This is a genomic window from Dickeya dadantii NCPPB 898, from assembly GCF_000406145.1.
Taxonomy (GTDB): Bacteria; Pseudomonadota; Gammaproteobacteria; order Enterobacterales; family Enterobacteriaceae; genus Dickeya; species Dickeya dadantii.
The window spans coordinates 3,915,277-3,942,103 of record NZ_CM001976.1 but is presented as its reverse complement, the minus strand read 5'-3'; the positions used below and the strand labels follow the sequence as shown (position 1 = coordinate 3,942,103).

Genomic DNA, 26,827 nt, shown 5'->3' with positions numbered 1-26,827 from the left:
CTCACTCCTCGCCTGCCGGCAGCAGGCAGTCGTGCATGTAGGCGTCGTGCCACAGCCGGGTGAGGTGATAGCGAATCACGATGCCGTCGCCGTAGCTGGTGTGGGTACGGATCTGCAACCGGTAGGGGCGAATGCCGTCGTGGCCGCCGGCTGGCGTGTCGTCGCGCAGCCAGCGCAGCGTCAGCTTGTCGGCGCGCGAATGGTAATAGGCGTGGCGGGTGCCGATGCGGTTTTTGCGGTTGAAAAAATTGAAGAAGAAACCGCTCGGCGCGCAGGTGTTCAGCGCGATGGCGTGGATCAGTGCGTAGCGCCCGGAGTGGCGGATGCCGACGCCCGCCACCACCTCAAAGGCCTGGCACCCTTCCAGTTTCGGCGTGAGGTCGTGCCATTCACCGTCGGCGGGCAGGCGGTCCGCCCATTGCGCGCCGGCGCGCCCCTGTGCGCCGATCACCCCGTTGACATCCAGCGCGTGGCGCGGCGTAGTGGTGTTGATGCCCGCCCGGCCGTCGGGGGTGAACGTCAGCAAAGGTTCGGCGTCGGCGACGGTGCCGTTCCCGTCGCCGGCGTGGCGGTTGACCCGCAGCAGGTCGCTGTCCGGTTGCAGGCTGACCGACCACAGCGGCCGGGTCGGGTCGCTGTCGCGGTAAAACGTCATCAGTCTGGCGTGGGTATCGAGCGCGGCGATCTTCAGCCCCTGTTCCGGCGTTTTATCGAACCCTTCCTCGATTTTGTTGACCGACGAATCGATCAGGTCGGAAAAATGTTCGGCGGACGGCATGGCGCCCTGACGGAAATAGTTTTTCAAGGTGCCGCGATTTCGTTTTGCCACTCACATACTCCTCATGTCGCGGTTATTCCTCATTTCTCCGTTCCCCTTATCTCGCCGTTCCTCTCATCTCGCCATGCCGGGCGCGTTGCAGCGACGGACTAACGGACGGTGATGAAGCTGTCGCCGATGGTCAGGTCGCCGATGCCGATGGCTTCCGGCGGGCGCGGCCTGAAGTCCGAAATGAGCCGCAGGTCATGCTGCTCGACCGGCAGGATAATATTCCAGGGATAGCGCGGAGTTAGCCCGGTCAGACTCGGGCTGTTTACGGCGGGATCGCCGGTTTGGTAGTGCGACGCCAGCGCGGCGCTGTCGGTCAGCCGCCAGCGTTGTGTTTGCCCGTCGCTTTGGTCGAGGCCGGCCTGCCGGATGGTGATCAGTGAAAAGCCGGTCACGAAACGCACGTAATCCAGATGCGCGATAAAGGCTTCTATTTGCCGCAGCGCCACGCTGGTGCCAAATCCCTGGCTGATGCTGTCTTCGCGCCACGGGCAGAGGTAAGCGGAGATATCCCGGTTCAACCGGCGCAGCGCCTGTCCCGGATGGTGCCCCGGCTGGAAGGCGACGCTACAGCGCACCTGAACCTTTTCGTACACCGGCGAGTGCACCGCGATGGCGGCGCCCGGCGGCGCGACCGTCTGCAACCAGGTTTGTATCCGGTGCAGCAGCGCGGCGCTGGCGTGCAGCGGTTCGCACGGCTGGTGCCGGCAGGCGGGGTGACGCTGGCGCACCAGCAGCAGCACCTGCCCCGGCTGGTGGCCCGGCACGCCGAAACGGGTATGCGGAAAACAGCGCGCCTGATCGATATCGGGAAAGTGTTGCAGCACCAGCCGTTCATAGTCCCAGCCGGTTAACGCCCGTCCTTTGTGGCGTAACTGTTCGCTCAGCCGTTGCCGGAACTGCCGGGTGGATTCCCGCGGCGCGCCGCCGGTCGATGGCATCATCAGGCTAATGGCACCCAGCCCGGCCGGTGGATTGAGCGCTCGCCAGCCCGACGCCGCGGCGGGTGGCGTCGGCTCGTCATCCGGTGGTTGCCCGTCGGGCCACTGGCGGACGGCTCGCACCACGTGGGTGGCGACGTGCAGGCAACCGGCGTACTCGCCGATACCCTGCCGGGTACTGACCCGCAGCCAGTAGAGCCTGTCCGGCATTACGGTGTGCCGGTCGTTGATCTCCGGTGGGATATCCAGCGTAACGATGCCGGAGGTGATAAAACCGTGGGTGGTGTCGGCGATCACCTGATGCGGCGGCAGCACGCGCCAGTCGTTGTCGACCAGATAACGCCACTGGAACGCCTGACGGTGGCGGATAGCGGTGGGCGCGGCCCGATCGTCGAGCTGGAAAAACAGGTTCAGCGGGCCGCCGAGCGACGACGCCTGTAGCCCGATAAACAGGTTACCGTCGTCGTCGTAGCGCGGCAAAAAGGCCACCGGACGGGTATCCCCGCCGCTTTCGGCCGCCGGGTACAGCACCTCATGGCCGAACGGGTGCAGATGCAGGAGATGGCTGTCCGGCGACGGTTCATGGCCGGCGTGACCCGGATGGATCCGGGTACTGGCTCGATAGCCGAGCGTCAGCCGGTCGATCGCCGGGGTATAGGGCGGCTGGGGAAGCGGTAGCGGTTTGCGGCGCCGGGCGTTGTGCATCAGCGTCTGGCTAAGCAGCGAGCCGTACTGATGATGGCCGAAGCCCTGTTCCGGCTCGTACAGCGACAGGCGGATCAGACCGTTGCGGCTGGCGCGATCGAAATGGAACGCCTCTGCGTCGGCCGCGGGGCGGACGGGCTGAAAATCCTGCTTCAGGTCGGCCTGAATCTGTACGTCGGGGCGCAGCCGATCGCTGCCCGGTTCGCAGGCGAACAGCGCAAACGGCTTGCCGACCGCCTTCCACTCGCCTTCGCGCAACACGGCCAGCTGTGCCCGGAAACGATGGTTAGCGTAGTCGCCGGGGTAGCCCTGATAATGCTGGCGAAAGCCGTCGCTGCCGCCCGGCAGATTTGCCCAGTCGATCGTCAGCGTGACGTCCTGCACCGGCTTTTGGGCCAGCTCGTAACTGGCGAGGGTCAGCGACGGCTGCCCGGTGGGTTGCGCGCCGAACGGATAAAAGGTTTTGCCGACGTCGACGGGGCCGTCGCCGGTGTCTGCCTGGAACGTCCGCACGCCGGATACCCGCGTGGCGAGGAGCAACGGACCCAGCACGAAATCGCGGAACACCGAGTAGGGAAAAAGCGGCGTTTCCGGTTTCATCTCCAGTTGCAGCGCCGGCGCGCGGTAATGCCAGTGGTCGCCATGAAGGGTCGGGTCGCAGGGAATGACCGCCCCGAAGCCGGGCGACAGGGTGAAGGTGAGCCGAAAGCCGTAGGGGCCGTCGTCGTCCGCGCCCAACGGGTGGATACGGTAAGCGTCGAGGGTTTGCCAGCCGCTTTCGGTGCTGAGACGCAGCGTAAACAGCTCGCTGTAGAGGCGGTAAAAATTGACCTGCCGGTTACCGTTCAGCAGTTCCGCCAGCGTCGGCTGGCTGTCGTCGGGCAGCAACTGGCGGCTCTTGTCCAGAATCAACCGTCGTTCATTGTCATTCAACCAGTCGGTGCGGCTCAGGGTCTGGCGGCTGAACAGGTGCCCCAGCACTCGACAACCGCGCGTGGGATCGCTGGTCTGGCGCAGTACGCCAAGCAAAAAATACTTGTACAGCAGGCTGATGGCTTCGTCGTCCCGGCTGCGCCGCAACGCCTGTAACTGACGGGGCGTCAGCGCGTCGACCAGCGCGGCGATAACGACGGGCGCCTCGTCGTCGGGCAGCAGCGGCGTCAGCGTCTGCGCCAGCGTCAGCAGCAGGGTGGTCAGCCGATTTCGCAATACCGTCGGGTACGGGGCATCCCTGAGCAGGTGCAGCTGTTGCGCCAGATGCGGCCGCGCCGCGTCGTCCAGATTGACGGTCAGGCTGACCCGCCGCCGCCCTTCCGGCAGGTACAGCACCGGGTCGATGATGGCGAGGCCCGGCGCCGACGGCGACGGGTAGCGCTGCAAGGCCGGCGTTTCGCCAAACAGCGTCAGCAGCGTGCGAGAACGGGGCTGGTCGCTGCGCCACGGCCACAGGCTGTCGCTGTGGATGGCGGTGACGAAATCCAGCTCCCGTTCCGGCGACATCAACGGGTCCCGTTTGAGCAGCAGCGAATGCACCTGCTTGACCTCGGCGTCGCTAACCTGCAGCGATTGCTCGCTGCGATAGAGGATGTCGTGCAAGCGGGCATCCTGCCCGCCGCTGAAGACCACGCCGCGCTCCAGCGAGAGCGGCGTGGTTAGTCCGCTGTCCTGCGTCAGTTTCAGGAACACCGCATCGGCTGTGAGCGGTTGCGGTTGCTGCCGGAGCACCTGACGGTAGTAAAAGTCGAGGTGTCGTTCGGTGAAGCGGTTGAGCCGCGCCTGCGCTCGGGCGAATAGCTGCAGAAAGGTCAGGTACAGCGCGACTTCCGGGGCGTGATCGGCGTGAGACAGCGCCTGTTGCAGCCGTCGGCGGCCGTCTGTCTGTAGCTGGCTGACGGTGTTGACGGCGGCGGAAAAACAGAGCTGTAACTGCTCTTCCAGCAGTTGAATGCCCGGCAACTGCTGTTGCAGCAACTGTTGCTGCTCGCTGGCGATAAACCGGCCGTTGTCGTAGCGAATTCCCCACAGCGGGTCGAGGGTTTGCAGGCGCGGGTCGGCCAGCAGCGACGGGCGGTAGCTATCCAGCGCCTGCGCCAGAACCACCAGGTACTGGAACGGCCGCACCAGTTGTGCTTTCAGTACCGTCTGGATGGTCAGTTTGATGTGGTCGGCGCTGTCGGTCTGGACGGGAATAAAGGCGCGGTACCAGTGATCCAGATTGGCGTAGAGGGCGATCAGGTAGGCCAGCGTGTGATCCATGCCGCGCGACTGCGCCTGCCGAAACCGGTTTTGTTCCAGCGCGGCGTCGAACGACAGGATGATCGCCATACCGGTGACTTCGCTTTTGGCGAACAGCGCCTGCCAGTTGCCCTGCGGCGCTGCGCCGTTGCGATCACATGACAACGGCGCCTCGTCGCCGCCGTCAAATGACAGCTGCGCGGCGATATCGCTGGCCAGAACCAGCAGCGTTTCAAACGACATTTCATCCGCCAGGAACGCGCCGTCTTCCAGCGCCGGCGGCAGTCGCTGCCGCTGCGAGGTGGCCGGGGGCGGCAGCGGGGTGTTCCAGATGCGCGTCATGGGTTCGCCACCAGCGTGCCTTCGCGCAGATAGAACGGGTACACCATGTTGCTGCGGGTATTGGTGGCGATCAGGGTGTAGTCAATATGAATCAATAGTTTGCCGTCGATGGCCCGATCGTTGTCGATGACAATCGCCTGTAGCCGGATGCGCGGCTCGAAGAACAGGATAGCCTGTTCAATACGGGTCTTCATATCGGTGAGGGTGGAAAGGGTGAGGTCTTCAAACACCATGCCCTGAATATCGCAGCCGTATTCCGGCGCCATGATGCGTTCGCCGGGGCGGGTGGAGAGCAGCAACCCCAGGCTTTGCCGCACGTCTTCATCGCCGCTTACCATCCCGATGCTTTGTGCGGCGGCGTCAAACCGCGGCGGGAACCCCCAGCCGGTGCCGAGAAACGCATGATCGTTATCCACGGTTTATCCTCCTATCAATACGGTGAAGTCGCCGAGCGCGATATTGCCGCCGTGCGCGGTGGTATCGCCAAGTCGGGCGGCGGGCTTACCGCCGATCAGCACGGTGGCGGAGCCTTTGACGATGACGTCCGGCGGCCCGACGCACACACAGTTGTCGCCCAGCACCGCCGCCGGCAATTTGCCGATTAATACCGTTGGCACGCCGGGGCCGATCACCGGGCCACCGACATGGGGAATCGGCGGCAACCCCGGCGTCACCATCGGGCAGGCGTGTAAATCGGTTAGGCGGGCGGCGGGTGGCATAATTATTTCCCTCGTTGTTGGCTGCGGCAAGCAGCCTGGTTGCATTGATAATTCATGGGGTTATGGCAGAACCTGGCGCGGTTTCGTGCGGGGTAAGCCCTGTTTTTCCCTTGAAACGTTGTCGCACGCACGACAAGGAGAGGCTCAAACGCCGCCTCTCCTTGACCACTGGCTGGGAGGCTAAACTGTGCCGCTGGCGCGGTCCCTTCGGCATTCACCTTCGCTGTTCGGGCCGCCCGTGACGCGTTCCAGACGCGGCACGGGCTTTCGCCGCGTCCGTGCGGCTCACCCGGCGAAGTCGAACGCCTCAGCACAGTTTTGACGCCAGAAAAGGTCATGCTATTTCTGCATCTGTGTTGCTCACTTCTTTCAGGCATTCGATAACCACCGCTCTACTGATCTCAGTGAATCAACGCTAGTTGATCATCACGATGCCGCCTTTCACCACCGTTTGGCCGGAGGCCGACAGTTCGGCGGTGGCGGTTCCCTTGGCGGTCAGGCCGGTTTTGGCCGACAGGCTGACGTTCATCCCCTCGGCGGTGACGTTGGCTTTGGCGCTGATGTTGATGGCGCTGGCGGCGCTCAGCTCGATTTTCCCTTTGGCGTTGAGGGTGATGTTCTTCGGGCTGTCCAGCGTGATGCCGGAGGAATCCAGCGTGACGCTGTTGCCGTTTTGGTCCTGCAACGTCACCGTTTTGCCCTTGTCGCTCAGCACCGCCTGATTGCCGCCCGGGGTGGTCAGGGTGATCGACTTGTCCTCTTCGTTGAACTGCAACGTCAGCTGGCTGCGGGTCATCAGCGTTTTGAGGGTGTTTTTGGCTTCCGGCGCGACCGGCGGCGGGTTCTTGCTGCTGTAAAGGCTGCCGAGGATCACCGGGTCGGACGGGTTGTTGTTGAAGTAGCCCAGCACTACTTCGTCACCCACCTCCGGCATGAATTGCGCTCCGATGCCGGTCGAGGCGTAGTAACTGGCCAGCCGCGCCCAGACGCCGTCGTTTTCCGCCTGCATCACCGGCACCGATACCTGAACGCGGTGCTGCTGCTCCGGGTCGCCATCCAGTTTTTTGACGATGCCTATCTGTAATCCGTCCACGCCGGGCAGCAGGCCGGCGGCGGGCGGCGGCGTCAGATCCCGGTGCTCGGCCGACCACACCGGCGGCATACCGAAGTCGATGTGGGTCAGCCACTGGCCGTCCTGAATGTGATGGCGGACGCCGCTGACGTAGAGGTGGCCGTTAAAGCGCGCGCCGACCCCGGCCAGCTCGATCAGGGTGTTGATGCGCGCCCGGGCACTGCCCTGACAGGTCAGGGTGCCGCGCAGGCGGGAGAGGGCGGACTTCACCTGCTGGCCGCGCGCCCAGTCCCGTAGCGCGGTATTCACCAGCGGCGTGGCGCTTTGCAGCCGGTATTCCGCTAGCCCCAGCACTTTTGCCAGTTCGTCGGCGCTGAGGTTGCCCTGCTTGCTGACGGACTGGGCGGCGGCTTTTTCCTGTACCGGCTGCTGGTTTTTGATGTCCCAGCCGACGCCGGTCACCGAGGTAAACTGGTGGCGGGCGTCGATGTCGGCGGTGAGCGAAATCAGGTCGTCGCCGTAGGTGACGGTCAACACCGGCGAGGCGTTCAGTTTGGGGGCGGTAACGGCGACGGTGTTGTCGTCGTTACACACCACCAGCCCGTTGGCTTCCGCTCTGGCGAGCAGAAAGTCCCAGTCGGTGCAGTTGAACTGCACCAGTTCGTCGTGCTGGGTCGTCGTGGCGTCGACACGGGCGCTGAGTCCGGCGCAGCGGCCAATCAGCCGGCGTAAAATGTCGCTGTCTTTCTGTTTGAGGTAGTTGTCGTTGCGGCGGGCCACCGTCATGCCGATGGCTTTATCCCGACACTCGATCACCAGTCGTGAATGCCCTGCGCCGCCGATGCTGATGCCGTGGCGAATGATGATTCCCTCGAACAACAGCTGTTCCTGGCTGGCGTAACCGGCCGCGATGGTCAGGCTGTTGCCCGGCTTGAACAGATCGCCGCTGCTGAGCGGAAAACGGTTTTGCGGCATGTCGCCGTCCACCATCACCAGTTCCGCGCGGGCGATATGGTTCACCCGTTTACAGACGTGAAGCGATAACAGCGGGATATCGTTGCCGATCTCGGCGCCGTTACTCTTGATGGTGCAGGTCACCACGCCGTCGCTGTGTGTTGCCGGGGAGTCCGCCATGTCGTCATTCCGTTAGGCCAGTGGGGGAAAGTAGAGGCGGGTGCCGGGCACAATATGACGCACGCTGGTCAGATTGTTGTAACGGGCCACCGCCACGTAGTAGGCGCTGTCCTGATAGACAGCGTGGCAGAGCTGCGGCAGGGTATCGCCCTGTTTCACCACCACGCTGTGGGTGAGGTCAGGCGAGGAGCGGTTGGCGCGCAGCGCCTGCTCGCTGTTGTCCAGATAGTTGTCGAAACGCAGTTCGACGGTAGCGCGCAACGGCGCGCCGGCGGCGTCGAACAGCGAATAGCGGATGGCGAGGCGGGTCAGCCGCCCTTTGAACGACAGCGTGCCCCAGGTCAGCACCACTACGCAGGGCTCGTGCTTGTCGCCGACATAGCGGTACACCACGTTTTTGAGCTGGGCGATTTGACCGGCGACGTCCGGTTTTTGCGGCTGCTCCACCACACCGGTGCCGTCAATCATCATCTCGAAGCTGAGGCTTTCACTCTGATAGCTGGCGAAAGCGAGCCGCGGCGCCAGGCTGCCGAGCGCGCGATTGCCCGCGGCGGCGCGGTTGGTGTAATTGATGCCGTGCTCATGGCGGATGCCGGCGGGGTTGAGCATCACATCAAATTGCTGTTTTTTGTCGAGGGTGCGGATATTCAGCTTCTGCATGATGAACGGCTCCGGTTAACGTTCGCGCGGCTCGGTGTGCAGGTGATGAAATGCGATCGTTCCCGGCGTGGCGAGCGGGCTGGTCGACGGCCCGACGTCGCGGTTTTCCGCATCGCTTTCCGGCTGATGGGGTGAATCCGGCTCATTCGGTTGGATGACGCGGGAATAAATCGTCAGTTGTCGCACTTCTATTGCCATGATCGTGTTTCCTTCTGGGGTTACTGTTTGCGTTTGGAACGACTGAAACACAGCACGATCTCTTCAATCGCTACGTCATTACGGGCGGCGTGGAAGCGACCGATTTTCCAGCTGATCGGATAAGCGTTATAAAACAGCCAAATCCGCAGGGGATCGCCGCGTTCATCCAGCAAACTGACGCTTACCTCTTTGGTGACGATCGGTCGATTCAACTGCCCTTCGAAACAGCTTTTACACCAGCGCACCAGCGGCGAGTCGGCGGGGCTGAGGCCGCGGCGCAGCATCAGCGGCCCCTGTTTCACCGCGGTCGGCAGGTAATAGACGCTGTTATTGCCGCCTTCGGTGAACGCTTCGGTTTCCATGCGCGATTCGATGCCGGCCACTTCCTGAAAAGCCTGGTCGTCGCCGCTGTTGTCGATTTCCACGCTGAAATAAAACGCGGGTAGCGGCCAGTCGCCGCCGGGCGATTTTTTTTGCATCGGCATTACCGGGTCGGTTCATTGTTCTGTGATTAGCGCGGCGGTTGCCCGCCGCGTGAACGGGAAATCACACCGCAAGCGGGTGATTACACCGACACTTCCAGCCCTTCGTGTGCCAGCTCGATGGTTTCAATCGCCACTTCATTGCCGTCTGATTTCAAATCGGTACCGCTGACTTTGGTCGGCCAGGCATTTTTGAGCTTCCACGTCATGGCCGGGCTGCCGCTTTCATCCAGCAAATTGATGGTGACGGCGGTGCGGGCGATGGTGTTCATCTTTATTTTCGAGAACCAGTCGTAGAAGTTATTGTCTTTGACGAAAATGCCTTTTTTCAGCGTCACGTTGCCGGATTTGATAATGCCGGGCATTTTGATGGTGGAAAATACCGGGCTGTTGCCGGCGCGGTATTCGATGATCTGCGCTTCGATATCCAGGCCGGTAATTTCCTGAAACGACGCCACCATACTGGCGCCCGCGCCGCCGTCCCATTTCACTTCAAAGTGAAATTTGGGCATCGGCCATACGGTGTTCGACTGAGCGGAACCGTCATCTGCCATGAGTGTTCTCCTTAAATAGAGTGATAAAAAACATCAGGTCGTCAGCGGTCAGCATCAGGATTTCTGCATCTGCTGCTGGAAGGTAATTTCGATAAACTCGGCCGGGCGGCTAATCGCCACCAGCACGGTAATGCGCAGGATCCCTTCCAGAATGTCCTGTGGCGTCATGGTTTTGCCGAGCCCGACGTCCACGCTGTAGGCGTCTTCCGGCGAGGCGCCCGCCAGCCCGCCGCGTTTCCAGATCCCGAACAGGAAGTTTTCTATCATGCTCTCCATCGATACCCAGGTATTGGCGGTGTTGGGTTCGAACACGTAGGCTTTGGCGGCCTGTTTGATTGATTCTTCCAGCATGATCATGGTCCGGCGCACGTTGACGTAGCGCCAGTCGAGGCTGTTGCCGTCCAGCGTGCGGGCGCCCCACACCAGCGTGCCTTCGCCGGTGAAGGTGCGCAGCGCGTTGATCGATTTGCCCTGGGTGGTGACGTTCAGGTCTTCCTGTTCGTCGGCGCTGATGTTCACGCTGGGGGAAACCACCGCGTTCAGGCTGACGTTGGCCGGGGCTTTCCACACGCCGCGCGCGTTATCCACCATGGTGTAGATGCCCGCCATCGACGCGGCCGGCGGCAGTTGGTTCTGCTGGCGTCGGATGTTTTCCAGCACGCTTTTGTAGATGGGGCTGATGGAGAACAGGATCTTATGCAGCAGCGTTTTTTCCGCTTCGCTCTGCTCCACCGTCAGTTTGGCGACTTCGTCCAGCATCTGCTGCTTTTTGGCCGCTTTCAGCTTATTGCCGCCGCTGTTCAACTGCTCGGCGCTCAGCCCGTCCAGCTCTTTGAACGCCCCGGCGATCTCGGCGTTCAGCGCCGTGGTCAGGATGTCCGGGTTATTGACGTTGGCGAAGCTGATCTCGCTGTCCTGAATGATCGAGGTGTTCAGCCACGGGTAATACGCGGTGGCGTAATCCAGATAGTTGATGCCCAGTTTGGAACGGAAGTTGGCGATGCAGTCGCCGCTGGGGTCCTGTCTGTCTTTATAGCCTTCCCAAACGTCGAGAATGGCGACGCGGTTTTTCATGGTGCCGCCGCAGTGAGCCAGCACCGCCTGCTGTACGTTGATGCAGTCGTCTTCTTTCAGGCATACCGCTTCAGGCGTCAGCACCATAGTCGGTTCCGGCTCCTTGAGCAGCGGCGCGATGCCGTTTTTCAGGGTGTCGGCGTCGATCGCATCCTGATAGCCGCCCACTGAGATGATGTAGCAGGGGCCGCCGCCGTTCTGGAAAAAGAACAGCATGCTGTAATACAGCAGATAGCGGGTATTGGCCTGAGTGAGGGCATAGGTTTTGCCGGCCTGGCTGAACGCGGCGTCGCCCAATACCGTATCGGTTTTTTCGACGATATCGAATTTATGCAGCGGCGCGCCGCCGAAATAATGACGAAAATCCGACATAGACGTAATGCGCCAGGCTTTATTGCGTAGCGATACGCCGCCATTTTCTGCTTTTTCGGTATAGCCGATAAATGCCGGCACCGCGGTGGCGACTTCCACCACTGAATTGGGGAAGGCATTTTTTTCGACAATATAAACGCCCGGGGTTTTCATCACGCCCATAGTTTGATTCCTTCTGCTTGAGAGATATAACCACCCTCGGGCCTTGTGGTGCCGATAAATAGGATGGTGCCTGCTCCGGTTATTAATATGCTGGTTGATTATTTTTTCTTATTTTTCTCTATTACACTTTTTTAAGTCGGTATGTCAGTTAACAATAATTTCCGATACGATTTCCGATGTCTTTTCGGTTTTTAATCGACTCTGACTAAGTGGCGTCGCCACCGGTAATGGGTCAATTAATATTTTGTTTTCCTGATAAAGCTGAAAATGGTAATCAGATTTTTTCTGCATTTTTAATGGCTGACGGGAAATAAACGCCAGCGCGCCTTGGCCGTTAGCCAGTATTTCCATTCCCAGATAATCAAACTGATTATTCTGACGACTATCCTGAATACGCGATTGCGTATTCACATACGGCGCGGTGAACAGGTATTTCCAGCGCCGCCGTTGGCTGTGAAACGGCACAATCAATAACGGCGCTCCCCGCTGGCCGGCGAACGCAGTAATGGCGGCGGCGCTAATATCGATATCAACCCGCCAGAGCAGGCCCGCCGGCTGCGCGCGCGGGCTGAGGGATTTCTCTGGCGCAGTGCTATTGGCCGCTTCCAGACGCACCTCGCCGGGTTCTGATCCATTTAGCGTATAGCGAAAGTACGGCGTCTCCGGTTGCGCCAGCTCGGGCAGCGCAGTATAGCTGAGAAAACCGGGTTCCCGACTGTAAAACCACCACTGCAACGAGAGTGTTTCCGCCATAAGCAGGGCGTTCTGCGACCGATCCGCCAGCACCATCAGCCCGTCGACCAACGGTTTAATCAGCAGCCCGGTGCGAGTCGCCGCCGGCTGGCTGTGCGGCGCCAGTTCGCCATAAAACGGCAGGCTGGCGCAGCCGGCAAAAAATTCATGCTCGATGCGCAATTGAAACAGCTGGCCGTAATCGCTCATGGGTGATTAATCCTTGGTCACGTAATCCTTTGTCACGACAGTATGCAACTGCCTGACGCCTTCCGACTGAGACTGAATCGCCTGACTGTCGGCAATTTTTACCCGCAGGCGATATACCGCCGACGGTAAATAGCGGATTCCCAGCATCGTCCACATATTTCCCAGCTCATGACGCGGCAGGCTGTCCATTTCTAATAATATTTGCTCAATTGCCTCGTCCATATCTGGGGCGTTATAACGGTTAAGCTGGGCATTCTTATGAAGGAACGCCATCGCATGGGCGATCACCTGTAATCCTTCCGCGTATTGCGAGCCGGTAAAATTCGCCGCTACCACCATCGACACCCGCACAAATAACGGTGGCGTAGTCACCGCGAAGCGGTTGCCGGGGGGCGCGGCATTGCTCCGGTGGGGCAGCATTTCCCTTTCAATATTCGACAAAAATACCACCAGCTTATTTTTCGCCAGCGGAAACATCTTGCCATCGTCGTCGGCTGGGTTGGCTATCACCACGACATCGTCATGCAGATTCAGGGTATTTTTCAGGTATTGATTCAATTGCCTGGTGAGGTAATTGATGGAGGCGTGGATCATGGGGTTTCCTTTGTTAAATTCCCCCAATCTAAATAATGCCTATGATGAGGGGGACCGTTAATAAAAAGGAGTATTGCTGATGCAGTTCATGGCGAAAAGAGTATTCGATGGTTTGGCTGTATTAATCGTAAATTAAACAGGCAGGATGGGACTATTTCATCCTGCCTGTTTTATTAACGATCATTACCGATGTTTTTTCTGGATATTTTCTCTTTCTTGTTTTTATAGCCAGTAAGCGGATAGCTACTGTGAACGGTTATGGCTAGTGTTGGCTCACCGAGCTATCAATAGAAATTGCCATTGGCATCAATATCGACATTTCCGTCAATGCTCATATCGGTAAATGTTGCATTTTGGACGGTGAATTGAGCGTTGAGCCAGTTTCTAAATACTACCGGATCTGCGGTAATAAAAAGTGGCTGAAAATAAGGTATGAGCTCCAGGTCGGTAGGCTCCCTGTTGATATTTGGATTGGCATCTTTCCATTTCTGTATTGCCTCTGGAGCCAGTTCGAACTGGGATTGCAGGTTTTTTCCCCAACAGCCTCCATGGCCCTTGGCTTTAACAGCGACTACAATGTTGTTGCCGATCAACGCTTTCATCCGATTGATCAGCGTTATTCCACTGTCGCCAAATTGATAGGCATGGGCACCGACCTTACTGCCATTATTCAGGATGCAAGTGATCGACATACAACTGGACAAAGAGGGATAGTGTATTCCCTCTCCGGCGGCCGCAGCCCTTACCTCATTTTCTTGAATTTCTACAGCCATATACTTTCTCCTATGTGGTATTACTAAGAAGGTTTCGTCCCCATAAAGAGTACATAAAAAGCGGTAGTAAACTTGGTAAAAATCCCGGAATGTTCAGGTAAAGTGATGCAGGTAAAATTAAGTTCTCCATCTGTGCACCATAACGACAAATATATACCGCTAAATAGGAAGAATAAGTCATGAAATTATTACTAGCGGGAGTAACCGGGCTGGTCGGCCATCAGGTGTTATTAAAAGCGCTGGCAGAGTCGCGTATTAGCGTATTATCGGCCCATGACAAATTGATCGCGCCGCAGGTGAATTTTGAACAATTACCGGAAGACGCCGGCGGGTGGCAGGTGGATGCGTTGCTGGAGGCGGTGTTGAACCCCTGTGCCGGTGTGCGGAGGATTACCGCTGAGCATCTGGTGTAAAGTTAAGGGCAACATGCATAACGCAGGAGTCAATATGAATAGCGCGATTTCACCGGTTGAACTGGCAAAAGCCTATCGACTGGTTAACCACGGGCCGACGGTGCTGGTGTCGGCCTGTCATGACGGCGTGGAGGATGTGATGGCGGCGGCCTGGTGCTGTGCGCTGGATTTCGCACCGCCCAAGCTGACCGTGGTACTGGATAAGGCGACCAAAACACGTGAGCTGCTGGAAAACAGCGGCTATTTTGCCATTCAGGTGCCGACGGCGGCGCAACTGGAACTGACCAATCAGGTCGGCAGCATCAGCCTGCGGGATAATCCGGACAAGCTGGCACGCTGCCAGGTGGAACTGTTTCGCACCGGCGAATCGGATGTTCCGCTGGTTGCCGGTTGCGCCGCCTGGCTGCTGTGCAAACTGATTCCTGAATCCCACAACCAGCAAACTTACGACCTGTTTATCGGCGAGGTCATCGGCGCCTGGGCGGATTCTCACGTATTCCGCGACGGTCACTGGCATTTTGAAGACACCGACCCGCAATGGCGCAGCCTGCACCATGTGGCGGGCGGGCACTACTACGCCATCGGCGATGCGCTGGATGCGAAAGAATCGTGACTATAAAGCAACGCCCTGCTAGAGCAGGGCGTTGTGGGGAGGGGAAGGTGATGACGCTTATCAGAACGGAATGTCGTCATCAAAATCCATCGGCGGCTCGTTGCTCGGCATCGGCGCGCTTTGCTGCGGACGGGACTGACCGCCGCCGCTGAACTGGTTAGCTTGCTGCGGCTGTTGCGGCTGACCCCAACCGCCTTGCTGCGGATTGCCGCCCGCGTTGTTGCCCATGCCGCCGCCGGCCGGAGCGCCGCCGCCTGTGCGACCGCCCAGCATCTGCATGCTGCCGGAGATATCGACTACCACTTCGGTGGTGTAGCGATCCTGGCCGCCCTGATCCTGCCATTTGCGGGTGCGCAGCTGGCCTTCGATATATACCTGAGAGCCTTTGCGCAGGTATTCACCGGCGATTTCCGCCAGCTTGCCGTACAGCGCCACGCGGTGCCACTCGGTGCGTTCTTTCTGCTCGCCGGTCTGCTTGTCGCGCCAGCTGTCCGACGTGGCCAGAGTCAGGTTAGCGACTGCGCCGCCGTTCGGCATGTAACGGACTTCCGGGTCCTGACCCAGATTCCCGATAAGAATCACTTTATTAACGCCTCTGCTGGCCATGTTGGTGTCTCCTGATCAATCACTTTTTAAAGTTTAAGCGAAGAATTCTAGCATGTCAGTGCCACAGATTATACCGGTGTGAGAGTCGCGAGCCAGCTCCGGTCTTTTTTCCTGCGTTGCCGTTGTTGCAATCGGATACTGGATATCCATTCAGTTTATTTTGTGCCATAATCGGCCGTTTCTATTGGTTTCCTTTCATACGTGATGTCGTACGGAAAGGATGAAAGAACAGCGTCTATTGCGGGAAAAGTGTGCATGGATAAGATCGAAATTCGTGGTGCCCGTACCCATAACCTGAAGAATATCAACCTGATTATTCCACGCGATAAACTGATCGTCGTGACGGGGTTATCCGGTTCTGGCAAATCCTCGCTGGCGTTCGATACGCTGTATGCCGAAGGGCAGCGTCGTTATGTGGAGTCGCTGTCGGCCTACGCCCGCCAGTTCCTGTCGCTGATGGAAAAGCCGGATGTGGACCACATCGAAGGGTTGTCGCCCGCCATTTCCATCGAGCAGAAATCCACGTCGCACAACCCGCGTTCCACCGTCGGCACCATCACCGAAATCCACGATTACCTCCGTCTGCTGTTCGCCCGCGTCGGCGAGCCGCGCTGTCCGGAACACGATATTCCGCTTGATGCCCAGACCGTCAGCCAGATGGTGGACAACGTCTTGTCGCAGCCGGAAGGCAAGCGGCTGATGCTGCTGGCGCCGATCGTTAAAGAGCGCAAGGGCGAGCACACCAAAACGCTGGAAAACCTGGCGACGCAGGGCTACATCCGCGCCCGCATCGACGGTGAAGTGTGCGACCTGTCGGACCCGCCGAAGCTGGAGTTGCAGAAAAAACACACCATCGAAGTAGTGGTGGACCGGTTTAAAGTGCGCAACGATTTGGCGCAGCGTCTGGCCGAGTCGTTTGAAACCGCGCTGGAGCTGTCCGGCGGCACCGCCGTGGTGGCGGACATGGACGACCCGAACGCGCCTGAGCTGGTGTTCTCCGCCAACTTCGCCTGCCCGGTGTGCGGCTATAGCATGCATGAACTGGAGCCCCGGCTGTTTTCATTCAACAACCCGGCGGGCGCCTGCCCGACCTGCGACGGGCTTGGCGTGCAACAGTTTTTCGATCCGGCGCGCGTGGTGCAGAACGGCGAGCTGTCGCTGGCCGGCGGCGCTATTCGCGGCTGGGATCGCCGTAACTTCTATTATTTCCAGATGCTGCGCTCGCTGGCGGATCATTACCAATTCGACGTTGAAGCGCCGTTCGATAGCCTTAGCCCGGCGGTTCAGAAGGTCATTCTGTACGGCTCCGGCAAGGAAAATATCGAGTTCAAGTACATCAACGATCGCGGCGATACCTCGGTGCGCCGCCATCCGTTCGAAGGGGTGCTCAACAATATGGAGCGCCGCTACAAAGAAACCGAATCGACCGCGGTGCGCGAGGAACTGGCGAAGTTCATCAGCAACCGGCCGTGCGCCAGCTGTGGCGGCACCCGCCTGCGTGAAGAGGCGCGTCACGTCTATGTGGAACAGACTACGCTGCCGCAGATTGCCGACATGAGCATCGGCCACGCGATGGATTTTTTCCACAACATCAAGCTGAGCGGCCAGCGGGCGAAGATCGCCGAAAAAGTATTGAAGGAAATCGGCGACCGCCTGCGCTTTCTGGTTAACGTCGGCCTGAATTACCTGTCGCTGTCGCGCTCGGCGGAGACGTTGTCCGGCGGCGAGGCGCAGCGTATTCGTCTGGCCAGCCAGATCGGCGCCGGCCTGGTCGGCGTGATGTACGTGCTGGACGAACCGTCTATCGGCCTGCACCAGCGCGACAACGAGCGCCTGCTGGAGACGCTGATCCACCTGCGTAATCTCGGCAACACGGTGATTGTGGTGGAACACGATGAAGACGCCATCCGCGCCGCCGATCACATCATCGACATCGGCCCCGGCGCGGGCGTTCACGGCGGGCAGGTGATCGCCGAAGGGACCGCCGCGCAGATCATGGCGGAGCCGGAATCGCTGACCGGCCAGTTCCTGAGCGGCGCGCGCAAAATCGAGATCCCGGCGCAGCGCATACCGGCGGATCCGGGTAAAGTCCTCAAGCTGATTGGCGCACGCGGCAACAATCTGAAAGACGTCACCCTGACCCTGCCGGTCGGGTTGTTCACCTGCATTACCGGGGTGTCCGGTTCCGGCAAGTCGACGCTGATCAACGATACCCTGTTCCCGATAGCCCAGCGCCAGCTCAACGGCGGCGAGCTGAACGAACCGGCGCCGTACCGCGATATTCAGGGGCTGGAGCATTTCGACAAAGTGATCGATATCGATCAAAGCCCGATCGGCCGTACACCGCGCTCGAATCCGGCCACCTACACCGGCGTGTTCACGCCGATCCGCGAGTTGTTCGCCGGCGTGCCGGAAGCGCGCAGCCGCGGTTATAACCCCGGCCGTTTCAGCTTTAACGTGCGCGGCGGGCGTTGCGAAGCCTGTCAGGGCGATGGCGTGATCAAGGTGGAAATGCACTTCCTGCCGGATATTTACGTCCCCTGCGATCAGTGCAAAGGCAAACGCTATAACCGCGAGACGCTGGAGATCAAATACAAAGGCAAGAGCATCCACGAAGTGCTGGAGATGACTATCGAGGAAGCGCGCGAGTTCTTCGACGCCATTCCGGCGCTGGCGCGTAAACTGCAAACGCTGATCGATGTCGGTTTGTCCTACATCAGGTTGGGGCAATCGGCCACCACCTTGTCCGGCGGCGAGGCGCAGCGCGTGAAGCTGGCGCGTGAGCTGTCGAAACGCGGCACCGGGCAGACGCTCTATATTCTGGACGAACCCACCACCGGCCTGCACTTTGCCGATATCCAGCAACTGCTGGCGGTACTGCATCAGTTGCGCGATCAGGGCAACACCATTGTGGTGATCGAACACAATCTGGACGTGATCAAAACCGCGGACTGGATCGTGGATCTGGGGCCGGAGGGTGGCAGCGGCGGCGGCGAGATTCTGGTTTCCGGCACGCCGGAAACGGTAGCGCAGTGCGAGAAATCCCACACCGCCCGTTTCCTGAAGCCGATTCTGGAACGTGGTTAAGCCTTCCAAACCAAGGGTTTGTTGTTAAGCGCGGCTTGCCGCGCTTTTTTATCTGCAAATGAGCACCACCACAGGAGACGCAAAATGTGGAAACAATACGATATTCGGCTGAAACCCCGTTCCCGCGGCTTTCATTTGATTACCGATGAAGTGCTGGCGCAGGTGATGGATCTGTGTGAGGTCAGGGTGGGGTTGTTGCATGTGTTTATCTGCCACACCTCGGCCTCGCTGACGCTTAATGAAAACGCCGATCCGACGGTACGGCAGGATTTCGAAAGCGCCTTTAACCACCTGGTGCCGGAAGACGAGCCTTATTACCGCCATACCTACGAAGGCAGCGACGACATGCCGGCGCACCTGAAAAGCAGTCTGTTGGGTAGCAGCCTGATGCTGCCGGTGCGTAACGGCCGGCTGCATGTCGGCACCTGGCAGGGGATTTACCTGTGCGAACACCGCAATCATGGCGGCAGCCGTTCGCTGGTGGCGACGTTGCAGGGCGAGTAATTTTCCGTTATTACCGTTTCTCGTGTTCCGCCGATGGTAAGACCGGCGCGAATGATGCCGATACGTTAGCGTCCTGCGTCAGTGTGCGCAGGGTGGCTCTGTCTTTCCCCGCCTGCTTGGACTGATACAGTAATTTATCCGCCGTTTCGATCGCCATGACAAAATCCGGCGAGTGCTGATACTCGAAGTTACAACCGCCAATACTCACCGTAACGTGCCGGGCAATGTTGCCATCAAGCGTAATCTGCAACTGGCGGATGCTGTCCAGAATGCGCGCGCTAAGGGTGTCGAGATACTGCTCGTCCGGTGAGCGCGACAAAATCAGAAATTCTTCGCCACCCCAGCGCACGGCGAGATCGTGGGGCGAAATATGCGTTTTTATGGTGTGGGAGACGGCCTGAATAATTTTATCGCCATTGCCGTGCCCGTAGGTGTCATTAATGTGTTTGAAGTTATCAATATCGCAGATCAGCACCGACAGGGGAGTCTCTTTGGGTATTTCGCGGGCCTTTTTCCACAGGAATTTTCGGTTGTATAGCCCCGAGAGATAATCGGTATAAACTTTCCGCTTGATAATGTTGATGGCGAACCGTTTGGCATAATTCTTTTCACAAATCAGCATAATAACCAGACAGGAAATCAGGGTATTCAGGCGATAGGATATCAGGTTTTCAATATAGATAAGCGACGAGTCTTTCCAGTAATCGCCATAGTAGCGCGTGGAGATAAGGGTATAGACAATGGAGAGCGTCAGGCCCGACAGCAGGGCTGATGGATAGAAATTCAGTTTTATCGAGACTAGCGCCAGCGGAATGAGCAGCAGGATGGTTTGTTCCAGCGTGCTGCTTTGTATCAGTAGAATTTGCACCAGCACCGACGCAACGATCAGCACCGCGTCGGCTTTATACCGCTGAATCGTCTTGAATAATGGCGCACCGGTCCGTTTATAGTCCATGAATCCGGTAAGAATCAGGAACAGCAGGACGCCGGTGGCGATCTGTTCGGTTGCCCAGTCGAGCGACGCCACCACGTAATTACCGTTATCCAGCGAATACAACAGACCGGAATATACCAGCGACTGGAGAATACTGGTCGCCACTATTGGCGCGCACAAAATGACCGTTCTTCGAATGGGGTAGTACCGGTTTTTAAACCGGATGACGACCTGCAAAGTCAGGAAATACAGCGGCACAAACAGGCTGTCGATGATGCCCAGCAGCATCTGATTTTGCCGGGAAATATCCTGCGGGATGCTGAATGAGGCCGCCGTATGGCTAATAAAAAACAGCACAAAAAAAACGGAGTAATGGAGTTGTTTTCTGTTGGTTATCGCCATGAAAGCCATAAAGGCGTTAATCGGCCACAGCGGAGCAATTTTCGCATTCTGGATGTTAAACAAAAATAAATAAGATAAACAAAATGATACCAATAACCCGGTACAAAAAAGTTTGATTTTTTGACAGTCTGCCATTGTCGTTAAAAGTCCGGTTTTTTGTTCTGATACACGAATCTATAACATTAGGCAGGGTCTCACAATTCAGCGGATACGCCCGAACCGGGGGCACCGTCCGCCTTGCGGCTGACGAGGAGCCACGCCGCGACGCAGAGGTCGGGCGCGGTTAATGCTGTGCCAGAGAAATATCGTCAGAGAGGTATTCCACCACGACCTGATTACGGCCGCCATTTTTGGCTTTGTACAGCGCGTTATCCGCCGTTTTGATGGCGATATCCAGCGCCGACTTCTGTGGGTTAAACGTCGTCACGCCAATTGAAATGGTGACCTGATGGTGGCGGTAACCCGGCATATAGACGGTGTTGGCGACGTTATTGCGCAGCCGTTCGGCGATCACCGTCGCGACGTGAATATCCGCGCCCGGCAGCAGAATCAGGAATTCTTCGCCGCCAATGCGGCAGACCAGGTCGGTCTTGCGGAAGTTTTTACGGATCTGCTGGCTCAGTTTGCGGATCACCTCGTCACCGACGTCGTGCCCAAACGAGTCATTGATCACTTTGAAATGATCGATATCAATGGCGATCACCGAAATTTTCTTATATTCGCTGCGGATCTCTTCCATGCTTTCCTGCATGCCCCGTCGGTTCAGCATGCCGGAAAGCGGGTCGGTATGGGCTTCCGAGCTGAGGCGGCCAATGCGTTTGTGCAGCAATACGGTGCCCATCAGCAAGACTCGCTTTAACTGCTCGACTTCCAGATACCAGGCTTTGACGGCGCGGATTTTACTAATGACGTCAAGCTGATCCATGCTACTGGCCGATTTAGACAGCTGGCGTAGCGGCTTGGCGATGTAATAGGCCAGAATGCTGAGCGCCAGCAGGGTGAGGATGCCCAGCGGCGTGCCTTGTTTCAGAACGCTGATCATCACGTCGTTCAGCGCTTCCTCAAGAGAGTGGAACGACTGCTGGGTGATGATAATCCAGCCTGCCTTTTGTGTGCGGATAAACGATGCCGGTGACAAGATCCCTTGCTCGTCCGGCATCATAAAGCTGCCTTTATCCTGATTGGCGATTGAACTCAGAATATGCGAATCGTTGATTTTTTTGCCAATCTGGCCAGTGTCGCGGTGGTAAATAATGGTACCTTCTTTATCAATCACATAAGTATTAAAACTGTCATTACTGAATTGCGTATTCATGAATTCATTCAGAATACGTCGACTATTAAGATATAGAGAGCCGCCGATATAACCGAGATAATTACCGACATCATCGGCGATAGGGTAGGAAATAAAAATAATATAATTACCACTCAATGAGGTATAGGGTGCGCTGATAAAAAATCGCTTTTCTCTCAGTGTGGTGAGATGTCGATTAGAGGTCAGTGTGATACCAGTCAAATTTAGTGACGTCGGTGAGGCTGCAATGATCTGGCCATGTTCCGTCACGACCACCATTGAGTTGAATGCATGGCTTAACTGGTGAATGCGTTGCAGCTCGGCTTGTAATGGCCGTAAATTGCCGGACTGGATATGGCTGGCGATCAATTTGGCGCTGTAAGACAGTTGCTCTTCTGACATAGAGAAAAAATTATCCACGGTTACGGATAATTTGGATGAATAGCTTGAATTCACCTTAACTGCTTGCTCAATAAGTAATTTCTTTTGAACGTGATAAAAGGTTAAATAGCTATTCAAAAGCGTGACGAACATGCTGGCAAGAGAAATAAACAGGATTAAATGCAAAAGATTTATTTGTATCAGTTTTTTTATTCGCATTTAGTTATATTTACCGGATTATTACCATTTCTGGTTGCACAAAATGTGCAATTAATTCATTTCCCAATTAAGGTAGAGTGTCAGCCTTAATGATTAAGTATTAGTCAAGGTTCAAAATAGTGTCAACAGATGCTACGGGAAAATTTTATCCGGAGTAAGAATAGCGAAAGATACTGTGTTTTAATAAGATTTATTTCCTGAATGAGAATGTCAGATATAGGAATTGTTATCATGTCCGGCTAACTTTAATTAGCCTGGTATTAATTTCGTGTTTTTTCTTTTTTGCTCCATTTTGCTTACCGACAGGGAACAAGAAAGCCAGTCTGGCGGTTATCTTTTTCACTCAGGCGACCATATGCCGCGCTCGTCGTCCACCGCGTGTTTGCAACCGATTATTTTGGCTGATGAAAAACAGTTCGGTTGTTCTTCTTCCCCGCTCCCGATTTTTTAACCGGCGCTGTCGCCGCGCCTTGTTAACGCCTTGCTATTAATGCGATTTAACCTTGATGAAAGTATGTCTTTTTTGTTGTTATCTCCGATCGATATCGGAAAACCAATAGTTTTTTACTATCTATAGTTATTATTTAAATGTTTTTATCGATCGAATCGTAAAGGTTGATAGAATGAGGTGCCGATAGTAGGCCAGGGAGCAGGGCAGAGTGCATGTAATGGCGACTGGTGAAGACTATCCCGCGTCCGGTCTTAGTCTCGCACTATTTTTGAATCTCTTTTTTTATAATGTTTTTGTCTTACACACTGTGGAAAGGAAATGATTTTTGTCGCCTGAAAAGGGGATGAGAAGTATTTCATCGTGATGGCTGGCTGACGTATCAGTCTGGTTGTTGCTTTGCTTTTATCACGATTATTGACAGTAACGGATGCGATGCCTGTTTTAGCCGCGGCTCTGTGTTTTGCCCCTGAGGAAGTCATGTTTGTTTATGACATTGTGTTCTTAATAAGGAGTGAGGAGCTGAGTATGCGTTTATCTGATTGGCGAATCGGGTATCGTTTGGGGGCCGGTTTTGCTGTTCTGGCCGTCATGCTGGTCGTTGTAGGCATATTATCGATAACCAAGCTATCGAGTTTTCATGATAGCGCACGTGATATCGTGCAGGAGATTTACCCGCAAACCGTTGATGCCAACACCCTGATAGATAATGTGAATGAAGGCGTGCGGGTTTTTCAGCAACTGCTGTTGGTGTCGGGCGATGACCGTATCAAAGCGGTGTCTGACCAAATTCCCCCGATATCGAAGGAAATTACCCGGCTGATGGATGCGCTGGAAAAACATGCCAATGAATCCAACGATGCGAAGAACCAGCAGCTTATCGGCGATATTCGCCGTATTCGGGCCAAGTTTCTGGAGTCCGGGCAAAAAGTCATTGCGCTGGTGAAAGCCAACAATCGGGAAGAGGCGCTGAATGAATTTAATCAGCGTCTCAACCCGGCGCAGCGGGAATACCGCAATGCGGTGCGGCAACTGGTGGATTATCAGGACAACGCGATGATGAGCACGGTTGACGCCATGTCGGCCACTTATCACGATATTCGTCTGGTCCTGCTGGCGATTCTGGGTATCGGCGTGGTGCTCAGCGTTTGGGTGGCGATGGCGATCACCCGTAGCGTCACCCAGCCGATCCAGCAGGCGCTGGTCATGGCGGACCGCGTATCGCAAGGCGATCTTACCTCGCAGATTTCCTCCAACCGCAAGGATGAAGCCGGATTACTGTTGCAGGCGCTGGACCACATGAACGCCAGCCTGCGTCAGATTGTCGGCCAGGTGCGCGACGGCGCGGAAGCTATCTCCACCGCCGCCTCGCAAATCGCCGCGGGTAATCAGGATCTCTCATCCCGTACTGAAGAACAGGCCAGCTCGCTGGAGCAGACGGCGGCGTCGATGGAAGAGCTGGTATCGACCATCAAAAACACCGCTGAAAACACCCAGCAGGCTACGTCGATCGCCAATCAGGCGTCGTCGGCCGCGCACCGTAGCGGCGAAGTGATGCTGTCGGTCACCAGTAAGATGCGGGGGATTCGTGAAGCCTCAATGCGCATGGCTGAAATCATCGGCGTTATCGATGGCATCGCGTTTCAGACCAACATTCTGGCGTTGAACGCCGCGGTGGAAGCCGCGCGCGCCGGCGAGCAGGGGCGTGGTTTCGCGGTGGTGGCGGGCGAGGTGCGTTCGCTGGCGCAGCGCAGCGCCACGGCGGCCAAAGAGATCAAGGAACTGATCGACGATTCGGTGGACAAGATTCAGGAAGGGATGCAACTGGTGGATACCGCCGAATCCACCATGGATGGCTTAACCGGTCACGTTAAAGATGTGCATAGCATCATCAACGAGATCTCGCAGGCCAGCCATGAGCAGAGCGACGGCATCAGCCAGATCAACATCGCGGTCGGGCAAATCGACACTACCACCCAGCAGAACGCGGCGCTGGTGGAAGAGTCGGCGTCCGCCGCGCTGTCGCTGCAATCGCAGGCGTCGCTGCTGGCCGAAGCGGTCAGCGCCTTCCGCCTGACGCCGCAGGGCGGCAACGGCGCGCCGTCGCCGGTCCGCCAGCCGGCGGCGTTATCCCACGCCTTGCCTTCTGCCCGCCCGAACGTAACCGAAAAACGTGCCGCCGCCACCGCCGGCACCAATGACGACTGGACGTCGTTCTGACCGATGTATCCCTCCCCGGCCGGGGAGGGATACTGCCTGTGCGGCAGTGAACATTTTGCAGGTCACATAACTCGCTCAGTTGAGTTTCTAAGCTGCCTACTCGGCAGTGAACAGTGGTGAGTTTGACCTGCCCCCAGTATTAAACACAATAATCAGTTAGTAATGTCGGTTGATTTACTCCCGTATTCTCCGTTTCGCCATCCCGCTGCAAACTCTGAAGGGGTCTGATAATTCAACGAAGAATGAGGCCGACATTCGTTATAGTCCTGCCGCCATGCGCTTATAATTTCTTTTGCATGAACAACATCGTGGAACCAGTGCTCATTCAGGCATTCATCGCGAAAACGACCATTAAAACTCTCGATAAAGCCATTCTGTGTCGGCTTGCCCGGCTGAATAAGCCGCAGCTCAACATTATGTTCAAAGGCCCACTGATCCAGCGCACGGCAGGTAAACTCAGGTCCCTGATCTGTTCTTATCGTCGCCGGATAGCCACGAAACAGCGCAACGCTGTCCAGAATGCGTGATACCTGAACGCCTGTAATCCCGAAAGCAACGCTGATCGTTAGACACTCCTTCGTGAAATCATCAACGCAGGTCAGGCATTTAATCCGGCGACCACTGGCCAGCGCATCCATGACAAAATCCATTGACCACGTCAGGTTGGGACCTGCCGGACGCAACAGCGGAAGCCGCTCAGTTACCAGCCCCTTACGGCGCCGTCTGCGTTTTACGCCCAGGCCATTGAGATGATAAATGCGGTAGACCCGTTTGTGGTTAACGCAAAGACCTTCACGACGCAGAAGCTGCCAGATACGCCGGTAACCGAAGCGTCGGCGTTCCATTGCCAGTTCGGTGATACGTGCAGACAGATACGCATCAGTAGCCGGGCGGTGCGCATCATAACGGCAGGTCGACAGGGACAAACCTGTCAGCCTGCAGGCACGCCGTTGCGACAGACCTGTCGCTTTGCACATCACTGTCACGGCTTCCCGCTTCTGGTCTGTCGTCAGTACTTTCGGCCCAAAGCCACCTGTAGTGCCTCTTTATCCAGCATGGCTTCGGCGAGCAGCTTCTTAAGGCGGGCGTTCTCTTCTTCAAGTGACTTAAGCCTTTTTACTTCAGGTAATTCCATGCCACCAAACTTCTTACGCCACGTATAAAACGTGGCGTCGGAGATGGCGTACTTACGGCAAAGTTCGCGGGCGGAAACACCCGCCTCGGCTTCGCGAAGAATATTGATGATCTGTTCGTCGGAAAAACGGTTCTTCATGGGGATGTCCTCATGTTGCTGATGAAGACATTACTAACATCGCGGTGTGTTAATCAACGGGGAGCAGGTCAAGTTTGCTGAATTCTTGAAGAATGATTTCTAAGCTGCCTACTCGGCAGTGAACAGTAGCGAGGAAGCGTGGATCATTGACTGTCATTTCTAAGCTGCCTACTCGGCAGTGAACTGATGAACATGGCCCCGTCTGCCGATGCCATCTTTCTAAGCTGCCTACTCGGCAGTGAACCTCTGATTTTGCTGTGATTGTCACGGCCTGCTTTTCTAAGCTGCCTACTCGGCAGTGAACGGGAACCCCGCCACACGTCAGAACTCGACACCTTTCTAAGCTGCCTACTCGGCAGTGAACCAATGCAGGCGCTATCATGATTGCGCTCAACTTTTCTAAGCTGCCTACTCGGCAGTGAACGTTTACCGCCCAGCACCGGGATCATCACGCGCTTTCTAAGCTGCCTACTCGGCAGTGAACATTCAGATTCCGGCGGTAGAAACGCCGTCAGAATTTCTAAGCTGCCTACTCGGCAGTGAACTCACCGGGGCGAAGGTTTCACAGGTCGTTTATTGTTTCTAAGCTGCCTACTCGGCAGTGAACGTTGCGCGTGGTTGGTGCATTACATGCGACATTTTCTAAGC

At 57.0% G+C, this 26,827-nt stretch carries 22 protein-coding genes and 1 CRISPR repeat array; of the genes, 5 read left to right on the top strand and 17 right to left on the bottom strand.

Going from position 1 to position 26,827, the window contains the following annotated elements:
- Nucleotide 1 precedes the first annotated feature (1 nt).
- The 13 genes from DDA898_RS17740 to DDA898_RS21820 form a co-directional block, all read right to left on the bottom strand.
- Nucleotides 2-829: a hypothetical protein gene (locus DDA898_RS17740; protein ID WP_038911913.1), complete on the bottom strand. Its 828-nt coding sequence runs from the start codon at nucleotides 827-829 to the stop codon at nucleotides 2-4.
- Nucleotides 830-927: 98 nt separating this feature from the next.
- Entirely contained in the window at nucleotides 928-5,049 is a 4,122-nt protein-coding gene (locus DDA898_RS17735) for a baseplate J/gp47 family protein (RefSeq protein WP_038911912.1), read from the bottom strand.
- Complete coding sequence (locus DDA898_RS17730) at nucleotides 5,046-5,465, bottom strand: GPW/gp25 family protein (protein WP_013319392.1); 420 nt, start codon at nucleotides 5,463-5,465, stop codon at nucleotides 5,046-5,048. Before DDA898_RS17730 ends, DDA898_RS17735 begins: the two co-directional genes overlap by 4 nt.
- Before the next feature lie 3 nt (nucleotides 5,466-5,468).
- Complete coding sequence (locus tag DDA898_RS17725) at nucleotides 5,469-5,768, bottom strand: PAAR domain-containing protein (RefSeq protein WP_033112066.1); 300 nt, start codon at nucleotides 5,766-5,768, stop codon at nucleotides 5,469-5,471.
- A gap of 415 nt (nucleotides 5,769-6,183) precedes the next feature.
- Nucleotides 6,184-7,974, bottom strand: coding sequence for a type VI secretion system tip protein VgrG (vgrG, locus tag DDA898_RS17720; protein ID WP_038911911.1), 1,791 nt, complete (start codon nucleotides 7,972-7,974; stop codon nucleotides 6,184-6,186).
- Between the two features lie 12 nt (nucleotides 7,975-7,986).
- A complete protein-coding gene (locus DDA898_RS17715; RefSeq protein WP_013319389.1) occupies nucleotides 7,987-8,634 on the bottom strand; it encodes a LysM peptidoglycan-binding domain-containing protein in 648 nt (215 codons plus the stop codon).
- A 15-nt stretch (nucleotides 8,635-8,649) separates the two neighbouring features.
- Nucleotides 8,650-8,832, bottom strand: coding sequence for a hypothetical protein (locus DDA898_RS17710; protein WP_038911910.1), 183 nt, complete (start codon nucleotides 8,830-8,832; stop codon nucleotides 8,650-8,652).
- Nucleotides 8,833-8,852: 20 nt separating this feature from the next.
- Nucleotides 8,853-9,311, bottom strand: a complete 459-nt coding sequence (locus DDA898_RS17705) for a phage tail protein (RefSeq protein ID WP_038912631.1) — start codon at nucleotides 9,309-9,311, stop codon at nucleotides 8,853-8,855.
- Between the two features lie 86 nt (nucleotides 9,312-9,397).
- The gene (locus tag DDA898_RS17700; protein WP_013319386.1) at nucleotides 9,398-9,868 is read right to left on the bottom strand and encodes a phage tail protein; all 471 of its coding nucleotides are present in this window, start codon (nucleotides 9,866-9,868) and stop codon (nucleotides 9,398-9,400) included.
- A 54-nt stretch (nucleotides 9,869-9,922) separates the two neighbouring features.
- Nucleotides 9,923-11,476 carry a phage tail sheath family protein gene (locus DDA898_RS17695; RefSeq protein WP_038902030.1) on the bottom strand — a complete coding sequence of 518 codons (1,554 nt, stop codon included), beginning with the start codon at nucleotides 11,474-11,476 and terminating at the stop codon, nucleotides 9,923-9,925.
- A 144-nt stretch (nucleotides 11,477-11,620) separates the two neighbouring features.
- Entirely contained in the window at nucleotides 11,621-12,418 is a 798-nt protein-coding gene (locus tag DDA898_RS17690) for a hypothetical protein (protein WP_038911909.1), read from the bottom strand.
- A 6-nt stretch (nucleotides 12,419-12,424) separates the two neighbouring features.
- On the bottom strand, nucleotides 12,425-13,012 hold the full coding sequence (locus tag DDA898_RS17685) for a Pvc16 family protein (protein WP_038911908.1): 588 nt from the start codon (nucleotides 13,010-13,012) through the stop codon (nucleotides 12,425-12,427).
- Between the two features lie 284 nt (nucleotides 13,013-13,296).
- The gene (locus DDA898_RS21820; protein WP_050570284.1) at nucleotides 13,297-13,785 is read right to left on the bottom strand and encodes a hypothetical protein; all 489 of its coding nucleotides are present in this window, start codon (nucleotides 13,783-13,785) and stop codon (nucleotides 13,297-13,299) included.
- A gap of 179 nt (nucleotides 13,786-13,964) precedes the next feature.
- Here DDA898_RS21820 and DDA898_RS17675 point away from each other — a divergent pair, with 179 nt between their 5' ends.
- On the top strand, nucleotides 13,965-14,198 hold the full coding sequence (locus DDA898_RS17675) for a Rossmann-fold NAD(P)-binding domain-containing protein (protein WP_038911907.1): 234 nt from the start codon (nucleotides 13,965-13,967) through the stop codon (nucleotides 14,196-14,198).
- Nucleotides 14,199-14,232: 34 nt separating this feature from the next.
- Nucleotides 14,233-14,811, top strand: a complete 579-nt coding sequence (locus DDA898_RS17670) for a flavin reductase family protein (RefSeq protein ID WP_038911905.1) — start codon at nucleotides 14,233-14,235, stop codon at nucleotides 14,809-14,811.
- Between the two features lie 60 nt (nucleotides 14,812-14,871).
- Here DDA898_RS17670 and ssb1 read toward each other — a convergent pair whose 3' ends face one another.
- On the bottom strand, nucleotides 14,872-15,417 hold the full coding sequence (gene ssb1, locus DDA898_RS17665) for a single-stranded DNA-binding protein SSB1 (RefSeq protein ID WP_013319380.1): 546 nt from the start codon (nucleotides 15,415-15,417) through the stop codon (nucleotides 14,872-14,874).
- A gap of 255 nt (nucleotides 15,418-15,672) precedes the next feature.
- Here ssb1 and uvrA point away from each other — a divergent pair, with 255 nt between their 5' ends.
- Nucleotides 15,673-18,504, top strand: a complete 2,832-nt coding sequence (uvrA, locus tag DDA898_RS17660) for an excinuclease ABC subunit UvrA (protein WP_038911904.1) — start codon at nucleotides 15,673-15,675, stop codon at nucleotides 18,502-18,504.
- Between the two features lie 84 nt (nucleotides 18,505-18,588).
- On the top strand, nucleotides 18,589-19,008 hold the full coding sequence (locus DDA898_RS17655; protein WP_013319376.1) for a secondary thiamine-phosphate synthase enzyme YjbQ: 420 nt from the start codon (nucleotides 18,589-18,591) through the stop codon (nucleotides 19,006-19,008).
- 10 nt (nucleotides 19,009-19,018) lie between these two features.
- Here DDA898_RS17655 and DDA898_RS21815 read toward each other — a convergent pair whose 3' ends face one another.
- Nucleotides 19,019-20,299: a GGDEF domain-containing protein gene (locus tag DDA898_RS21815; protein ID WP_161624730.1), complete on the bottom strand. Its 1,281-nt coding sequence runs from the start codon at nucleotides 20,297-20,299 to the stop codon at nucleotides 19,019-19,021.
- A 328-nt stretch (nucleotides 20,300-20,627) separates the two neighbouring features.
- Nucleotides 20,628-22,238, bottom strand: coding sequence for a sensor domain-containing diguanylate cyclase (locus DDA898_RS17645; protein WP_038902023.1), 1,611 nt, complete (start codon nucleotides 22,236-22,238; stop codon nucleotides 20,628-20,630).
- 976 nt (nucleotides 22,239-23,214) lie between these two features.
- On the opposite strand from DDA898_RS17645, the gene DDA898_RS17640 reads away from it, so the two are divergent.
- Nucleotides 23,215-24,906, top strand: coding sequence for a methyl-accepting chemotaxis protein (locus DDA898_RS17640; protein ID WP_038911903.1), 1,692 nt, complete (start codon nucleotides 23,215-23,217; stop codon nucleotides 24,904-24,906).
- Nucleotides 24,907-25,058: 152 nt separating this feature from the next.
- On the opposite strand, the gene DDA898_RS17635 is transcribed toward DDA898_RS17640, so the two are convergent.
- Nucleotides 25,059-26,179, bottom strand: a protein-coding gene (locus DDA898_RS17635; RefSeq protein WP_152490694.1) for an IS3 family transposase whose coding sequence is annotated in 2 segments (ribosomal slippage) — nucleotides 25,059-25,921 and nucleotides 25,921-26,179 — 1,122 coding nt in all. Because the reading frame shifts where the segments join, the coding sequence is not laid out codon by codon here.
- A gap of 96 nt (nucleotides 26,180-26,275) precedes the next feature.
- A CRISPR array of direct repeats spans nucleotides 26,276-26,786; the repeat unit is 28 nt; unit sequence TTTCTAAGCTGCCTACTCGGCAGTGAAC.
- Between the last annotated feature and the right edge of the window lie 41 nt (nucleotides 26,787-26,827).

Bases quoted from the DNA above. Each gene is read 5' to 3' on its own strand.
- DDA898_RS17735 (WP_038911912.1), bottom strand. From the start codon at position 5,049: ATGACGCGCATCTGGAACACCCCGCTGCCGCCCCCGGCCACCTCGCAG.
- DDA898_RS17725 (WP_033112066.1), bottom strand. From the start codon at position 5,768: ATGCCACCCGCCGCCCGCCTAACCGATTTACACGCCTGCCCGATGGTG.
- vgrG (WP_038911911.1), bottom strand. From the start codon at position 7,974: ATGGCGGACTCCCCGGCAACACACAGCGACGGCGTGGTGACCTGCACC.
- DDA898_RS17715 (WP_013319389.1), bottom strand. From the start codon at position 8,634: ATGCAGAAGCTGAATATCCGCACCCTCGACAAAAAACAGCAATTTGAT.
- DDA898_RS17710 (WP_038911910.1), bottom strand. From the start codon at position 8,832: ATGGCAATAGAAGTGCGACAACTGACGATTTATTCCCGCGTCATCCAA.
- DDA898_RS17705 (WP_038912631.1), bottom strand. From the start codon at position 9,311: ATGCAAAAAAAATCGCCCGGCGGCGACTGGCCGCTACCCGCGTTTTAT.
- DDA898_RS17700 (WP_013319386.1), bottom strand. From the start codon at position 9,868: ATGGCAGATGACGGTTCCGCTCAGTCGAACACCGTATGGCCGATGCCC.
- DDA898_RS17695 (WP_038902030.1), bottom strand. From the start codon at position 11,476: ATGGGCGTGATGAAAACCCCGGGCGTTTATATTGTCGAAAAAAATGCC.
- DDA898_RS17690 (WP_038911909.1), bottom strand. From the start codon at position 12,418: ATGAGCGATTACGGCCAGCTGTTTCAATTGCGCATCGAGCATGAATTT.
- DDA898_RS17685 (WP_038911908.1), bottom strand. From the start codon at position 13,012: ATGATCCACGCCTCCATCAATTACCTCACCAGGCAATTGAATCAATAC.
- DDA898_RS21820 (WP_050570284.1), bottom strand. From the start codon at position 13,785: ATGGCTGTAGAAATTCAAGAAAATGAGGTAAGGGCTGCGGCCGCCGGA.
- DDA898_RS17675 (WP_038911907.1), top strand. From the start codon at position 13,965: ATGAAATTATTACTAGCGGGAGTAACCGGGCTGGTCGGCCATCAGGTG.
- DDA898_RS17670 (WP_038911905.1), top strand. From the start codon at position 14,233: ATGAATAGCGCGATTTCACCGGTTGAACTGGCAAAAGCCTATCGACTG.
- ssb1 (WP_013319380.1), bottom strand. From the start codon at position 15,417: ATGGCCAGCAGAGGCGTTAATAAAGTGATTCTTATCGGGAATCTGGGT.
- uvrA (WP_038911904.1), top strand. From the start codon at position 15,673: ATGGATAAGATCGAAATTCGTGGTGCCCGTACCCATAACCTGAAGAAT.
- DDA898_RS17655 (WP_013319376.1), top strand. From the start codon at position 18,589: ATGTGGAAACAATACGATATTCGGCTGAAACCCCGTTCCCGCGGCTTT.
- DDA898_RS17645 (WP_038902023.1), bottom strand. From the start codon at position 22,238: ATGCGAATAAAAAAACTGATACAAATAAATCTTTTGCATTTAATCCTG.
- DDA898_RS17640 (WP_038911903.1), top strand. From the start codon at position 23,215: ATGCGTTTATCTGATTGGCGAATCGGGTATCGTTTGGGGGCCGGTTTT.